This window comes from Clostridium simiarum, assembly GCF_018919175.1.
Classification (GTDB): domain Bacteria; phylum Bacillota; class Clostridia; order Clostridiales; family Clostridiaceae; genus Clostridium_L; species Clostridium_L simiarum.
Map to the genome: position 1 here is coordinate 223,900 of NZ_JAHLQL010000005.1, position 15,841 is coordinate 239,740.

Annotated in this window: 12 protein-coding genes; 1 reads left to right on the forward strand and 11 read right to left on the reverse strand. The window is 30.4% G+C overall.

The window, feature by feature from the left end; translation table 11 throughout:
• Nucleotides 1–51: 51 nt before the first annotated feature.
• The 8 genes from KQI89_RS14225 to KQI89_RS14260 form a co-directional block, all read right to left on the reverse strand.
• On the reverse strand, nucleotides 52–660 hold the full coding sequence (locus KQI89_RS14225) for a DUF3793 family protein (RefSeq protein WP_216457601.1): 609 nt from the start codon (nucleotides 658–660) through the stop codon (nucleotides 52–54).
• A gap of 39 nt (nucleotides 661–699) precedes the next feature.
• Entirely contained in the window at nucleotides 700–990 is a 291-nt protein-coding gene (locus tag KQI89_RS14230) for a DUF2325 domain-containing protein (RefSeq protein ID WP_032120750.1), read from the reverse strand.
• 183 nt (nucleotides 991–1,173) lie between these two features.
• Nucleotides 1,174–2,382: an ABC transporter permease gene (locus KQI89_RS14235; protein ID WP_216457602.1), complete on the reverse strand. Its 1,209-nt coding sequence runs from the start codon at nucleotides 2,380–2,382 to the stop codon at nucleotides 1,174–1,176.
• An 11-nt stretch (nucleotides 2,383–2,393) separates the two neighbouring features.
• On the reverse strand, nucleotides 2,394–3,122 hold the full coding sequence (locus tag KQI89_RS14240; protein ID WP_216457603.1) for an ABC transporter ATP-binding protein: 729 nt from the start codon (nucleotides 3,120–3,122) through the stop codon (nucleotides 2,394–2,396).
• Nucleotides 3,119–4,321 (reverse strand): efflux RND transporter periplasmic adaptor subunit, encoded by a 1,203-nt coding sequence (locus KQI89_RS14245; protein WP_216457604.1) that lies wholly within the window; start codon nucleotides 4,319–4,321, stop codon nucleotides 3,119–3,121. Before KQI89_RS14245 ends, KQI89_RS14240 begins: the two co-directional genes overlap by 4 nt.
• Before the next feature lie 486 nt (nucleotides 4,322–4,807).
• Complete coding sequence (locus KQI89_RS14250) at nucleotides 4,808–7,603, reverse strand: hypothetical protein (RefSeq protein ID WP_216457605.1); 2,796 nt, start codon at nucleotides 7,601–7,603, stop codon at nucleotides 4,808–4,810.
• Nucleotides 7,604–7,623: 20 nt separating this feature from the next.
• Nucleotides 7,624–9,720: an efflux RND transporter permease subunit gene (locus KQI89_RS14255; protein ID WP_216457606.1), complete on the reverse strand. Its 2,097-nt coding sequence runs from the start codon at nucleotides 9,718–9,720 to the stop codon at nucleotides 7,624–7,626.
• Between the two features lie 24 nt (nucleotides 9,721–9,744).
• The gene (locus KQI89_RS14260; protein WP_216457607.1) at nucleotides 9,745–10,368 is read right to left on the reverse strand and encodes a TetR/AcrR family transcriptional regulator; all 624 of its coding nucleotides are present in this window, start codon (nucleotides 10,366–10,368) and stop codon (nucleotides 9,745–9,747) included.
• A gap of 450 nt (nucleotides 10,369–10,818) precedes the next feature.
• On the opposite strand from KQI89_RS14260, the gene abc-f reads away from it, so the two are divergent.
• Nucleotides 10,819–12,732 (forward strand): ribosomal protection-like ABC-F family protein, encoded by a 1,914-nt coding sequence (gene abc-f, locus KQI89_RS14265; protein ID WP_216457608.1) that lies wholly within the window; start codon nucleotides 10,819–10,821, stop codon nucleotides 12,730–12,732.
• Nucleotides 12,733–12,867: 135 nt separating this feature from the next.
• Here the strand turns inward: abc-f and KQI89_RS14270 are convergent, their stop codons facing one another.
• Genes KQI89_RS14270 through KQI89_RS14280 form a run of 3 tightly spaced genes read right to left on the reverse strand, consistent with a single transcriptional unit; the run spans nucleotide 12,868 to nucleotide 15,655 of the window.
• Nucleotides 12,868–13,290 (reverse strand): MaoC family dehydratase, encoded by a 423-nt coding sequence (locus KQI89_RS14270; RefSeq protein WP_216457609.1) that lies wholly within the window; start codon nucleotides 13,288–13,290, stop codon nucleotides 12,868–12,870.
• 21 nt (nucleotides 13,291–13,311) lie between these two features.
• Nucleotides 13,312–14,607 (reverse strand): acetyl-CoA hydrolase/transferase family protein, encoded by a 1,296-nt coding sequence (locus KQI89_RS14275; protein ID WP_216457610.1) that lies wholly within the window; start codon nucleotides 14,605–14,607, stop codon nucleotides 13,312–13,314.
• A 19-nt stretch (nucleotides 14,608–14,626) separates the two neighbouring features.
• The gene (locus KQI89_RS14280; protein WP_343216376.1) at nucleotides 14,627–15,655 is read right to left on the reverse strand and encodes a 3-oxoacyl-ACP synthase; all 1,029 of its coding nucleotides are present in this window, start codon (nucleotides 15,653–15,655) and stop codon (nucleotides 14,627–14,629) included.
• Nucleotides 15,656–15,841: the final 186 nt, after the last annotated feature.

The following is a 15,841-nucleotide window of genomic DNA, read 5'->3' on the forward strand; positions in this document are numbered from 1 at the left end:
CTAGAGAGTTTAAAACGTATATACTCTCTGGGCTTTTTTTATCTTTTAGTTTTAATTTAAATAATTTTTATTTGTAAAATTAAAACCATTCATTATATCCATCATAACATTTATTTTTGCCTTATCAAAACTTTTAAATTTCTTCTCTGCATAATCCAAATCATTATATACCTTCCAATAACCAGTAATTAAGCAAGGTTTTTTAGGATGTTTTATAAAGTCCTTAACATCTTCAATGGGATATCCTAAAAATATACCTACTTCATGAGGACAGACATTAACAAATCTTTGTTTTAATCTATTTAAGATCTCATTTAGATTCATAGACTTATAATATCCATATTGAAATAAAAAATCTAAGTTATTAGAATTATGTATAGTTCTAATAAGATAGGACTTATTATAAACCATAACATTAATGCTCTGATCATCTCTTTTTAATTCAAAGTAATCTAACCCACAGTCCAATAATATTTGATTTTTATATAAATCCCATAAGCTACAAAGATCCCTTTTATCCTTAGTAAGAGTTACTATTGATGAGGGTTTTAATCCTTTTAGCGTAGGTGCTATGTGGTAATAAATCTTTGCTTTAATATAATCTATATCTGAAAAGTATTCTATTTTATTCATATAGCTACAAGTAATATCTTTTATCAATTTCATCAACCCTTTATATTATTTAATTCCTTAATACTATTATTGCTTATTTTTCAAAAATTCTTTTAAATTTTGATCTAAATAACTTATGGATCTTTTAGAATATATAACCGTAGCTTCCTTTTCCTTCACCCTACCTTTTATAGTTTTAGTTAATTGATGCCCTATAAAATCAGTAAGGATCAAGACCAAATCAGTGTTTACAGGTATATCTACCTTTAAATCTCCCTTTTTTCTTCCTGTAACATGATTTATAGTTTGAAAACCATTCTGCTTTAAGTAATCCTTTATATTTCCCAACTTATCTCCACCAATAACTAATACACTCATCCTTCTCTCTCCTTATAATTTATTTACCCATATGTCAAATCTCAATATTGTAATTGAAATTGAAATTCATTATTGATTATATTATATACTTATTTTTAATGTTTGTAAATATTATCTTGTTTTTTCCAAATAAAAAAACCTCTTAGAATTTTCTAAAAGGTTTCTTATTGATTATATATATTACTATTCATATCTTAAGGCTTCTATAGGATCCAATCTTGCAGCCTTTCTTGCAGGATATATGCCAAAGAATATTCCTACAGCTGATGAGAAAAATATAACTCCTAGTATAGATCCTAATGATAAAACCGGGGTTATATCAACAAAACTTCCTATTATAAAAGCACCTGTTATACCTATGGTCATCCCTATTATTCCTCCTAACAAGGAGATTATCACTGACTCTGTTAAAAATTGCATCAATATGGTTTTAGTCGTGGCCCCTATAGCCTTTCTTATGCCTATTTCCCTGGTTCTTTCTGTTACAGAAACTAACATTATATTCATAACCCCAATGCCACCTACTAGTAATGATATGGCCGCTACAGCTCCTATAAAAGTAGTGAAAGTTCCAACAACCTTATTTATTTCATCTAATTGTTTTAAAGTATTTTCTGCTTTATAAACCTCCCTCCCTCTATTATTATGTCTTGATTGTAATACATTTATAGTTTTTGTTGCCGCTTCTTCAGTTTTATCTTTATCCTTAGACATAATCATAATGTTATCCATAATAAAATCATTAGGGAATAATGTCTTTAAGAAAGTTGATGGAACTACTGTAAATATAGGCATATTTTCATCTTCTCCACCATATAGGAATCCAGTAGACTTATAAACACCAATTATAGTTGCTTTTTTAGGAGAGGTTTTTTGTCCTAAAGTTAATGTTTTACCTACCACATCTGTATACCCAAAAAGATATTTCGCCCCTACTTCGTCTATTATAATTACAGGCTTTCCTTCATTAAATTCTCTTTCATTAAAAAATCTTCCGTAAATAATCTCTAAGCTCTGAATATAATTTATATCCTGAGTTCCTCCTGTTATAAAACTTCTCTTGTTTTTATCTTCTGTTCTTATTACTCCTTGTCTTTGAACTATGGGAGTTATATATTTTATTGAATCTACTTTATCCTTAATTTGCTTTATATCTTCTAAATTAAAATAATCTGAAGCTTCAGCCTTTTGACTATTAACTTTTATATTAACTGTAGCTGCTCCTATTTTTTCAAATTCTCCTAATATGCTATTTCTTCCACCTTCCCCTAAGGCAAGTATGGTTATAACTGAACTTATTCCTATTATTATTCCAAGCATAGTAAGGAAGGATCTAAGCTTGTTTGATTTTATGCTGTCTAAGGCCATTTTGAAATTTTCAATAATATTCAATTTCATCCCTCCTATTCAGTGAATAAATCCATATCAGAATTGTTCTGAGCAAGTATTACTCTATCTTTTACCATATCATCTGCTACAATTTCTCCATCTCTAAATCTTACTATTCTCTTTGTATATTTAGACACCTCTGGTTCGTGTGTTACCATTATTATAGTAGACCCCTCATCATTTAAGTTTTGAAATATTCTTATTATGTCATCTGAAGATTTAGAGTCTAGGTTTCCTGTAGGTTCATCCGCCATTATAACTGCTGGTGAATTTACTATTGCTCTAGCTATTGCCACCCTTTGCTTTTGTCCTCCAGAAATTTCATTTGGTCTATGCTTTATCCTATCTATTAACCCTACCTTTTCTAAAGCACTAAGAGCCTTTTCTCTTCTTTCTTTTTTAGAAACTCCTGCGTATACCATAGGTAATTCTACATTTTCTAATATGGTCATTCTAGGTAAAAGGTTAAAAGCTTGAAATACAAATCCTATTTCTTTATTTCTTATGTAGGCAAGATCATTATCCTTAAGATTAGAGATGTCTTTTCCATTTAGAATGTACTGCCCCTCATCAAATACGTCTAAGCATCCTAGAATATTCATAAATGTAGATTTCCCTGACCCAGAAGGTCCCATAATAGATGTAAATTCTCCCTCTTCTATCTTAAGATCAATACCTTTTAAGGCCTTAAAATTTATATCACCAGTTTTGTATATCTTTACTATATTTTTAACTTCTATCATTTTATATCACCTGATTGAGCTTCCTCTACAAGAGTTCCATCTTGTATAATACCAGTAGGGTTTAATATTACTTTTTCTCCTTCATTTACACCCTCTACTATCTCAACATCTATATCAGATTGCAGTCCAAGAGATACTTCTCTTTCCACAGCCTTGTTACCCATAAGCAAATAAACGTAATTCTTTCCTTCTTTATCTGACTTAATAGATTCCGTTGGTACCTTTAGTACTGACTCTTTTTTAGCTAATAATATTTCTACATCTGTATCAAATTCTGGTTTAATACCTTCAAGCTTTTCTAAAATATCAATATCCGCATTTAATATAACATCCGAACCTGTAGCTGAAGCAATTTTTTTCGCCACTGGATCTATATGGAATACCTTACCTTTTACTCTGTTACCATCAGAGATAACTTGAGCCTCTTGATCTATAGCTATCTTTGCAGCATCGTATTTACCTAAGGATATTACTGCTTTTAAATTGTCTATATCCTGAACAACTACAGCGGGTTGAGCCATATTTCCCACAGATCCTTCTGACACATTAATAGCTGTTATTACTCCATCAAATTCCGATGTTATATTTTCACTTACAGAATTTAATTTTGACTTTGCTGAATCTAAGGAAAGCTTAGTAAGACTTATTGCATTATCTGCTTGCTTTATTTTTTCTTCAGAAATTTCAGGTATATCAGTAACTTTGGTATTTTGAACCATAGTACCTTGAACAGCTTTCACTGCTTCTTCTGAATTTGGAATGTTAGATATATTCATATCTTCCACATAAGATTCTACAGATTGATTATTAATTATGCTCTTTTTTTCCTCCAGGCTTTTCTTTTGATTTAAAAGTTCTTGCTTTTGAAGAATTGAATTATTATATTGAATTTCTGCCTGCTTTACTGCATTCTTTAAATCCTGTACATCATAACTTATTATGGTTTCACCAGCTTTTACCTTGTCACCCACTTTAAAATTAACAGCAGTGACTTTAAGTTGTGAACCATAATACTCCTTTATATTTTTCGACTTTATCACTGCTGTAGTTGTAAGATAAGAGCTTATATCTCCCTTTTGTACAGCTGCTGTTCTAACCCTTGGTATTTTATCTTTCTTTTTTCCAAGTGTTAGGGGAATGGAAATTACTAAACTTACTACCACTAAAATACCTATCCAAATTACTACCTTTTTTTTCATTTTTCCTCTCCTTATTCTACAAAATAAATTCTAATTATTAGTTTACTTTTAATCAAATATATATTTCAAATAATTAAAAAACTTTTAACATATACTTACTTAAAACAAATATTTTATTACATTTCTTACTACACATATAAATTATTCTATCCTTTTTATATTACATTATCAATGTGTTTATACTTAATTTGCATTAATTTAACTTATTACATAACACCCTTATTTATCCATCTACTACCATTCCTAATACTCAAAAATAAACACTTCTAAAGTCATCATAAGTTCAACTAACCTTCATATATATTTACAAATTTCATCTACGGTGAAGTTTCATTTGATTACCCTTAATATTATTTAAAAAAATATTAAGGACTGTAATTACTTTTATGGTAATTACAGTCCTTAAATAGACCTTTTTAGTTATTAAACTTTAATTTTCCTAATTTACACCTTATGGATATTACTAATTATTTAAGTTCCAAAAGATTATTTATTAAATAATCCTTTTACCCAATTAAAAAATCCCTTTTTCTCTTCTTTTACTTCTACTTTTTGTTCCTTTTTAACTTCAGGTAATTTTATTTCCTCAGTTTTCATTATGAACTTAACCTTTCCTTCCATGCCTTCTTCCAGTCCAGTAAAGGTTCCATAATTCTCTGATAGTTTTATAACTTCATCCTTAGATGCAAGTATGTCATCTATATCTCCTATATTTTCTTTTACCTTATCATTAAGTTTGCCTATTCCTTCTTCATCAAACTGAATCATTCCTTCTTTTAAATCATTTGCTCCTTTAGCTAACTCATTAGATGCATCCTTTAATTTTAAGGCTCCTGAGCTTAAGTCCTCTGACCCTTTATTAAGCTCTACAGTACCATCATAAAGCATGGAAGCACCTTGTTGTAACTTATTTATTCCTTGAGTTAATTGTGGCAATTTAGCTAAAGCTTCTCTAGTTTTAACTATGTTATTTTCTTCTAGAGATTCCTTCATGATAGCTAATATATCTTCACTATCTTTAAGATGCTTTTGCATAATAACTAGTTGTTTTAAGGCCTCTGGTGAAGTTTTAAGTTTCTCCATTACTTCTGGTGTCATATTATTTTCTAAAGCAGTAATTAATGGAGTTAATTCTTTTATGTCTTCTTCTAATGCATTAAGTTTCACCATAGCTTCTTTAAACTCTTTTGTATCGCTCATTTGTAATAGCTCTTTTGCTACAGCTATATTTTGTTTATTAACTTCTAATGTACTCTTCATTCCTTGTATAGCTGGAAGCATTTGATTTACTTTATTAAGTTCTCCCATAACATCTTTGTTAGTTAAAACTTCATTTAATCCCTTTAACATAGCTTGTGTTTGTTGATCTTGTATCTTTGCTTGAGCTCCTTTTAAGGTACTAATCATTTCATTTAGTTTGGACATATTTTCAGGATTTAATGCCTTTGCCATAGATTCTAAAGCTTCTTTATTTTCACCAAGAGCTCCTTGGAGGCCTATTAGTCTTTGTAAGCTTTCTGACATAGCTTGCATCTTTCCCTTTGAATTAATAAAACCTGTTCTAGCACCTATAATGGCATTATTATATCCTTCTATTAAGCCCTTTAATTGTTTGTTTATCACTGCTGTTTGCTCATTATCCAAAGGATAAGCCTTATCCACCGCTGTCCTTAAAGCATTAACATTTTCTTCTTTAACTAATTGATCTGTATTTTTTATAAAGGCTTCTGCTGTCTTTTGTTGTTCTAGTAAGAAACCCTCCATCTCTTTACCATTTACCTTTTGCAAAGCTGAAGCTGAATCCAATATATTTTTAAATGCAGATGCATTTTGGAATACAGGTGCTAAAGTATCTATCATAGATAAATCCATAACAGCTAGGGAGTTTAACTCTCCCATCAAAGGCGCTAATTTATCTATATTTTTCATAACCTGTAGTAAAGGTTGTAATTTATTCATATCTACATCTAAATTGCCTAATGCATCAGTAGTATTTAATAAAGCCTCCATATTTTTTATGTTTTCTGGTGTTCCTAAAGCTTTTATTTGATCTATCATAGGACTCGCTAAGATCTTTGATATTCCTATAGCTCTATAATCCACAAAAGTTTTTCCCATAAGGTTCATGTTGTTTTCGTTAATATAAGGCATTAAACCTTGTATTGATGAAACATCCATATCTTTTGCAAAGTAAGCATCTTCAATTAAAGTTCTTTCTCTTTGAACATTATGATCATCAGTTATAAGAGCAATCTTTTTCTGATTTTCTGCCTTAGCCATTTCAGTTTGTGCTAAGGCCATTCCTTTTGTTGCAGTGCCTATGCCCTCCTTTAATTGGTAAGCTCCTTCCTTTAAAGTTTTAGAACCAGAACCTAATTTATCTGTACCAGAAACTAAATCTCCCATCTTTTCAGCAAATAGGCTTTCACTTTCTGAAAGTTTTGTAGATCCATCTCTCAATTGACTACTAGCTTCTTTTAATTGTTCTATTCCATCAACTAATTCTGAAAGATTTGTTGATTTTTTTAATGCTTCTACTTCTGGAAGATTAGGTGTAGCTGTTATCATAACAGGTCCTAACTTAAAGCTCTCTACATCTGCTTCTATTTCAAGTTTATCTTCTATTCCTATATTAATATCTTTTCCATCAAGTCCTAAACTTTCTTTTAATCCTGGTAATCCTATATAAGTTATTACAGTATTATTTCCATCAGATATTACCTCTCCTGAGTTTATTTTAACATTTTTAAAGTTATCTAGAGGCAGATTAACTAAGGCTATAGCTGTAAATGGAGTATATATAGTTTTTTCCTTACCATTAATTGTAACATTATGCGCATCCTTATTCTTCATATCTAAAACCATTTTTAATTTACCAGATTTTCCACCTAGCTCTTCTGGTTTTACACTTTGTCCATTTAAAGAATAAGAAATATTTATATCTAAAGGTAGATCCTTATCACTTTTTCCTTGATAAAAAATGTCATTGTCTTTAGACTTCCATGTAATTGATTGTCCATTTATTTCTGGCTTTTCATCACCCTTTACATTTTTAATATCCTTTAGGTTTGATTTATCTTTAACCTCTCCACCATTAGGATTATGAAGCCAATTGCTTACTATTTTTTCTTGAACATTTCCTTGTTTATCTAAAGTTATATAAACTGATTCATCCTTTTTCACTAACTCTGCTGCTTGTACTAAGTTAGGACTTATTATTGAAGCTGCTACTACAAGACTAACTAGTGTTTTTGACATATAATTAAATCTATTATTTTTCATAATTTTTCCCTCCTATGATTTTAAGCAGATAACTTAACGTCCTGTTTTTTACCTGTTTTTTCTCTCCATCCTTTTGTTGTAACACCTATAAACTTTTCTGAAACTATTAAAATAGATGGTAATATAAATATTATAATTAGCATACTTATAAGAGCACCTCTAGACATTAAAAAGCATAAGCTCTTTATAAGTTCCATATCTGAAATAAGCGCAACTCCTGCAGTGGCTGCAAAGAAAGTAAGAGCACTTGTTACTATAGATTTTGCTGATCCCTCTACAGATATCTTCATAGCTTCAAATTTATCATGTCCATTTTTTATCTCTTCCTTAAACCTTGAAGTTAATAAAATGGCATAATCTACTGTTGCTCCTAGCTGAATAGTTCCTATTACAATACTTGATATAAATGGAATTGAAGTTCCTGTATAGTATGGAATACCTAGATTTATAAATATTGCAAGCTCTATGGCTAAAACCAAGATAACTGGTAAAGAGAAAGATAAAAATACCATAAATATTATTGCAAATATAGCTGCAATAGATACTACATTAACTCTCTTAAAATCTTGATCTGCAATTTGTATAAGATCCTTAGTTAAAGGTCCCTCTCCTGAAACCATTCCATCCTTATCGTACTCTTTTACTATATTTATTATTTCATCTATTTGAGCATTTTCCTCATCTTCAGCCGCCTTATATATTGAATTAGCAATTATTAAATTATATCCATCCTTTTTAAAGTTTGCTTTTATGTCTTCTGGTATAAAGCTTTCTGGAATGGAGCCTCCTATTAATTTATCATAGGATAAAACTTTTTCTATTCCATCTACCTTTTCTATTCTATCTACCATTTCTTTCTTTTTATAAGCTGGTATATCATCATTAATTACTACCATATGTGTAGTAGTCATATGATAATCTTCTTTAAGTTTGCTTGTAGCTACTACAGATTCCATATCCTTTGGTAAAGATTCATCTAAGTTATAATAAACCTTTGTGTTGTTAGACCCATAAATTGCTGGGATAAAGGCTATTAAAAATATAGCTACAAAAACTTTATAATGGTTAGTTACATATTCTGAAACCTTCTTAAATTCAGGTAATATAGTCTTATGCTGAAATTTGTGTATAGCCTTATCAAAATAAAGTACTAGAGCTGGTAAAACTGTTACTGTACATATTACTCCTAATAAAACTCCCTTTGCCATTACAATTCCTATATCTTTTCCTAAAGCTAACTGCATAGCACAGAGTGCAAGGAATCCAGCTATAGTTGTAAGTGAACTACCTGATATAGCTACTATGGTTTTTGATATAGCCTCCGCCATAGCATTTTCTCTATCATCTACCTTTGATTTTTCTTCTTCATATCTATGAAGTAAAAATATGGAGTAGTCCATGGTAACTCCTAACTGCAATACAGCTGCTAATGCTTTAGTTATATAGGAAACCTGTCCAAAGAATATATTAGTTCCAAAGTTATATAAAATAGCAAATCCAATGGATGCTAAGAATATAAATGGTATAAGCACAGATTCCATGGTAAGTGCTAGTACCACAGTGGATAATGCTACTGCAATCAATACATATATTGGAGTCTGTTTATCAGAAAGATCCTTTGTATCTTTTACAATAGCAGACAAACCACTTAAAAAGCTCTGTTTATTCATTACTTTTCTTATAGAAGTTATAGCTTCTTGAGTCTTTTCTGATGAGCTACCTTCTTCATACTTTATTATCACCATTGTAGAATTTTTACTATAGAGTGAATCTTTTATTTTATCTGGTAATATCTCTTTTGGAATGGTGATATCTAAAACGTCATCTATCCATAATACGCTATCTACACCATCAACTTTTTGAATATCTTCTTTTATTTTTGCCACATCTTTAGACTCTGTATCCTCAATAATCAGCATGGATAATGATGCACTAGCGAAATTCTTATCTAGTATTTCTTGTCCTTTCATAGAATCTAAATCCTGTGGTAAATAGGTAAGTATATCATAATTTATCTTAGTATTTATCATACCGTAAGCAGCAGGAAGTAAAAGTGCTATTGCTACTATAAGCACAATATTTCTGTGCTTAGCTATGAATTCACCAAATTTTTTCAAGTCATTTCATCCCTTTCTTAGCTTTTAAGCTTTTAACATTTTCTCTATAGTTTTAAACAGCGTTGGTTTCATACTATCTATTCCATAAGGTTCTTCTAGTATAATGCTGCTATAACAAACACTTCCTATAAGCTCTATAATCATAAAAAGAGTCTTTTCACATTCCTCTTCATCTATTCCTAAAGCTTTCATATTTGTTATGAATACAGCTACTATTTCTCTCATGTCAGCATGCTGCTCTGGCTGCATTATAGCCCTTCTATACACCCCCCAAGAGAAGTTCTTGTTTATAAGCTTAAGCATGAGCTTATTATCTTTAAAGTACTCAATTATATAATCCACATTAAACAGAAACATATCTGTAAAGCTATCAAAAGTTCTTTCCTTTGTTTTTTCCATAGCTTCTTTTATAACCATTGAACTCTTCTGAAGTATTATTTTGTTTATTATGTCATACTTATCCTTAAAGTAAAGATAGAAGGTTCCTTTTGCCACTCCGGCCTTTTTTACAATATCATCTATTGCCGTATTTTGAATTCCCTTTGTGGTAAAGAGATCATAGGCAGCACTATACAAATCTTTTTCTTTCATATTTTTTTTATCTTGCGCTCTACCTCTCTTTGGAACTTCTTTTGTTACTTCTCTCATCTCATCCTCTCCTGATCAAAATTAATATTAATGACCATTAGTCATTTAATTTACATATATTATTATATAACTAAATGACCAATAGTCAATATTTTTTTACCAACTATTTTGTTAACAATATTTGAAGGGTATTTGAACTAAATTTTACAAATTTTAAGTGTATACATTTACTTCCTTGAAAGCACTAAGTTTCATTTGTTCATTATTATGCGTAATTTTAAATACTTTTATTTTATATCAAATATACAATAAAATTCTTCAATACATTTTAGTGTAAATTATAAAATTTGCTTATCTAAGCTTTGATAAAATGATGTTTTTTTCTGTTTGATATGGAAATTAATAATATAGTATAATGTAGGGTGAATATATAAACTTTGTTTTTATATTAATAAGGAAAGATTCTAGCAATAAGCTATATAAAATAAAAAGGGCAAGGCGGTATTAAAAATGATTGTTATTGGTTGTAAAGATGTACATAAAAGTTATGGTATAGATGTAATATTAGATAAAATCACATTTTCTATAAATGAAGGTGACAAAGTAGGTTTTATAGGGGCTAATGGTGCTGGTAAATCTACCTTGTTTAAAATATTAACCGGAGAATTATCTCAAGATAGTGGAGATGTATTTATAGATAAAAACAAAACCTTAGGTTATCTTTCTCAGCATCTGTCTTTAGAGTCTTATAATAGTATTTATGATGAGATGCTTTCTGTTTTTAGTGACATACTTAATATGGAAGAAAGATTAAGAGAGTTAGAGATAAAATTAAATGAACCTTATGATCCTAATAAAGCTGCTTATCATGATAAGCTTATAAAAGAATATACTACACTCACTGACTTGTATAATAATAAAGGTGGATATGTATATAAAGGTGACATTAATAGAGTCTTAAAAGGTTTAGGTTTTTTAGAAGAGGATTATAATAAACCTATAAGAGTTTTAAGTGGAGGTCAAAAAACTAGAGTAGCCCTTTGTAAGCTTCTTCTTACAAAGCCTGAAATACTGCTTCTTGATGAGCCTACAAACCACTTAGACTTAGAGGCTATAGAATGGCTGGAAGAATACCTAAAGGCATATAAGGGGACTATAATTATTATATCCCATGATAGATTTTTCTTAGATGCTATAACCACCCATACCTTTGAACTTATAAATGGACATGTGGATTGCTATAATGCAAGTTATTCAAAATACATAGATCTTAGAAAAAAAGAGTTTGAAACAAAATTAAAGGCTTATAATCTTCAACAGTCTGAAATTAAAAGGCAGGAGGATATAATTGAAAGATATAGATCTTTTAATAGAGAAAAAAGTATTCGTGCTGCTGAAAGTAGAGAAAAAGCCTTAGCTAAAATAGAAAGATTAGAAGCACCGGATAAAGATCCTAAGGCATCCAAAATAAAGTTTGAAACCTTAGTAAAAAGTGGAAATGATGTACTTCATGTAGAAGATCTAAGTAAAAGTTTTGGAGAAAATAAGCTATTTGAACAGGTTAACTTCGATGTGAAAAGAGGAGAGCGCATTGCACTTATTGGCGAAAACGGTAGGGGTAAAACTACTCTTTTTAATATAATAATGGATAAATTACCTTCTGATAGAGGAATAAAGGTTCTAGGTAAAAATGTTTTTATAGGATACTATGATCAAGAGCAATCTGACCTACATGAGGAAAAAACTATTATAGATGAGATTTGGGATGACTATCCTGATATGACTACTACTCAGGTTAGAAACGCTTTAGCCTCCTTCCTCTTTACTGGTGATGATGTTTTTAAGGATATAAGCAAGCTAAGCGGTGGGGAAAAGTGTAGAATAAATCTTTTAAAGCTTATGTTATCAAAAGCTAACTTCCTACTATTAGATGAGCCTACTAACCACTTAGATATTATGTCAAGAGAAGCCTTAGAAGAAGCTATAAGTGGCTATGATGGCACTATTATAGTTATATCTCACGATAGATACTTTTTAAATAAAGTAATAGATAAAATCTTTGAGCTTAACTCTGATGGAATAAAAGAGTATTTAGGAAACTATACTTATTTTCAAGAGAAGAAAAAAAATCCTCAAAGGTATGAAGGCTTAGAAGAGCTTCAAAATAAAAGTAAAACTCAAATAGCCGAGGAAAGACGTAAAAAAAGAGAAGCAGATAAAAAGGCAAAGGACGAAGTAAAAAGAGTTAAATCTATAGAGGAAAAAATAGCTACCATAGAATCTAATATAGTAGAACTACAAGAACTTTTATGTTTAGAAGAAGTATACTCTAATCCAGAAAAAAGCGAATCTATCCACAGGGAAATTTCTGAACTAGAGCAAAATGTGGAAGATTTATATAAACAGTGGGAAAAGCTGATATAGTTTAACTATATCAGCTTTTTTAAATTTTATTCCATGTTCATTTTAAGTATGAACTTATCTATTTCTATCTATTCTAATATTTCAATCCATGCTCATTTTTTAATTTTATTATATATTATAATTTACATTCTAATACTATAAAACCTTTGGAGGCATTACAGTTGCTATTCCTTCTATGACCACTTTTCCATGTTGGTTTGTGCAAATAGTTTTCAACTTAATTCTATTCTTTTCCTTTATCATTTCTATAACTTCTGCTTCCGCTTTTATTGTATCTCCAATCTTTACGGGAGCTGTAAACTTTAACTCTTGTCCAAGATAAATAGTTCCAGGACCAGGTAAGTGCATACCTAGAACTGTAGATATTAATCCAGAAACCAACACTCCATGAGCTATTCTGCCTTGAAACATTGTATTTTCAGAAGCTACTTGATTAATATGTGCTGGATTTAAATCTCCAGTTATACCAGCAAAAAGATATACATCTGATTCAGAAATTGTTTTTTCAAAACAAGCCTTGTCTCCCAAATTTATTTCCTCAATAGTTTTACCCATCATATTAATGACCACCTTTCTTTATTACCATAATAAGTTCTTTTCAGCTTCTCTTTTTATATCTTCTCTAAAATCAGGATGGGCTATAGAGATAAGATTATCTACTCTTTCTTTTAATCCTCTACCTCTTAAATTAGCCACTCCATATTCAGTAACTACATAATCTACATCATTTCTTGAAAGTGATACTGCAGCTCCCTGTGTAAGAAAAGGTACTATAGTAGATATACTTCCTTTTTTAGCTGTGGAATATAAAGCAATAATTGATTTTCCTCCCACACTATTTAAAGCTCCAACAGCAGTATCTGATTGCCCTCCTGTTCCACTATACTGTCTTAATCCTATAGATTCAGAGGCACATTGTCCTGTAAGGTCAACTTGCAAAGTGGTATTTATAGATACCATTTTATAGTTCTGTCCTATTATATAAGGATCATTAGTGTATCCTCCTCTTTTAAGCTCTACTCCCATGTTATCATCTATAAAATCATATAATTTCTTTGTTCCAAGAGCGAAGGTTCCAATAAATTTATTTTTATGAAGAGTTTTTCTTCTATTTGTAATAACCCCAGCCTTATAAAGGTCATACATTCCATCTGTTATCATTTCAGTGTGGATACCAAGATCCTTTTTATTCATTAAGGCTTTAGAAACTGCATTAGGTATTCCACCTATACCCAATTGTATTGTGGAACCGTCCTCCACAAGCTCTGCAATGTAGTTTCCAATTATCATATCTTTTTCACTTGGCTCAACAATTTGTAGTTCAGGTACATCTGTATGATTTTCATATATAAAATCCACTTCACTTATATGGACAGAAGTATCTCCATATACTCTTGGTAAATTCTCATTTATCTCCAATATAACTATATCTGCATTTTCAATGTACTCTCTCTCATAGGTTACAGATAAAGATAATGAAAAATATCCATGTTTATCCATAGGTGTAGCAGTACCTACAAATATATTTGGCTTTTTATAATCTAACCTTTTTACTGCAGAAAGATGAAGATGATTTGGTATAAATGTAGTAGTCTTAAATTCATGTGACTTTCTCGTTAAGGGACTATAAAACCAAGTTTCGTTAGTAAAATGCCCCTTCATGTCTTTTGATGATGTAAACTCATAGTTTTCCATATTTAAACATGTAACCACAGATACATTTTCAACATTATTTTTAGCTCTATGGAGGTTTTTAAGAAATGCCCTTGGCTCTGAACCTGCCATAGCTACCACTACTTCATCATTAGATTTAACTTTACTTACTGCTTCATCCACAGTTATTAATTTTCTTTTAAATTCTTCTCTGAAATCCATATAACTGTCCTCCTAACTATTATTCGTAGATCTCTCCCCACTTAATAGTGTTAGCCGCCCAAGCATACCCAATTCCTGCTCCTACAGTAACTACTATATCTCCATTTTTTATTTTTCCTTGTTCTAGAGCTAATTTAACTGATAGTATTTGGTCAATTTGTCCAAGGTGCCCGTAATCCTTTAAATATATAGATTTTGATTCTGGTACTCCTAATTCTGATAATATAAATTTATGAGCAGAATATTTAAAATGTATCATTGCAATATAATCTATGTCCTCTTGACTGTATCCACTCTTTCTTAATGATTCTCTTATAACCTTTAAGAAGTTCGGTGTAGATTTTTCATTAAGCCTACTCTTCATACCCTCCACATCCATAACATCTAAAGACTTATAGGCTTCACCTAGATTTCCATTATCTATTGGTTTGAGCGTTCCACCATATACAACTCCTACATCTCTTGCAAATGAGCCATCTGTTATTATGGAAGTTTCAAGTAATTCGTTTTTACCATAATTCTTCTTTAATAAAACTGCGCCCCCTCCAGTAGCTAAGTTAAACATAAAGCTTACCCTGCTATTTTTATAGTCTATAAAATCTTCATTTCTATATCCGCCACAGATTAAAACTGTATTTACACTTTCATCAGAAAGCATCATATCTTTAGCTATCTTCATAGCTGTTATTGCAGTACAACACCTTTGAGCTATATCAAATCCATAAGCATTAATAGCTCCTAATTTATGTTGAATATACATAGCTGAAGTTGTTAAAGGATATTCCTTCCATTCCTCACCAATACAGATGATAACATCTATATCTAGTGGGTTTACCCCTGTACTAACTATACAGTCTTTAGCTGCAAGATATCCCATTTCTTGAGTCCCATCCTCTGGACCTGCAATAGTCTTTTTAACAAATCCTAACTTTTCTATAACTGCCTCTTCTGCCCAAACTCCTCCAGTAGCTTTACTTACTTCTTTAGCCGTCATATGGTGTTTTGGTAAATAAGTTCCAAATCCTACTACTCCTACATGATTATGCACAAAAATCCCTCCAAACAAATATTGTAATTACCTATTTCAATTATGTAATCCTTAACAATTATTTTTACTGTTTAATTAAGCAATAACCATGCCATAGTTTGAAAGTCTTTATAAATTTAATAATAATATGCTTATTAACCTATTTAAAATAAAAAAACCGTCATAGCCTAATAAGTTCAATAAGTT

What these genes read in the sequence shown, in the direction of transcription:
- KQI89_RS14230 (WP_032120750.1), bottom strand. Translation starts at nt 990, where the DNA reads ATGAGTGTATTAGTTATTGGTGGAGATAAGTTGGGAAATATAAAGGAT.
- KQI89_RS14240 (WP_216457603.1), bottom strand. Translation starts at nt 3,122, where the DNA reads ATGATAGAAGTTAAAAATATAGTAAAGATATACAAAACTGGTGATATA.
- KQI89_RS14245 (WP_216457604.1), bottom strand. Translation starts at nt 4,321, where the DNA reads ATGAAAAAAAAGGTAGTAATTTGGATAGGTATTTTAGTGGTAGTAAGT.
- KQI89_RS14250 (WP_216457605.1), bottom strand. Translation starts at nt 7,603, where the DNA reads ATGAAAAATAATAGATTTAATTATATGTCAAAAACACTAGTTAGTCTT.
- KQI89_RS14260 (WP_216457607.1), bottom strand. Translation starts at nt 10,368, where the DNA reads ATGAGAGAAGTAACAAAAGAAGTTCCAAAGAGAGGTAGAGCGCAAGAT.
- abc-f (WP_216457608.1), top strand. Translation starts at nt 10,819, where the DNA reads ATGATTGTTATTGGTTGTAAAGATGTACATAAAAGTTATGGTATAGAT.
- KQI89_RS14270 (WP_216457609.1), bottom strand. Translation starts at nt 13,290, where the DNA reads ATGATGGGTAAAACTATTGAGGAAATAAATTTGGGAGACAAGGCTTGT.
- KQI89_RS14275 (WP_216457610.1), bottom strand. Translation starts at nt 14,607, where the DNA reads ATGGATTTCAGAGAAGAATTTAAAAGAAAATTAATAACTGTGGATGAA.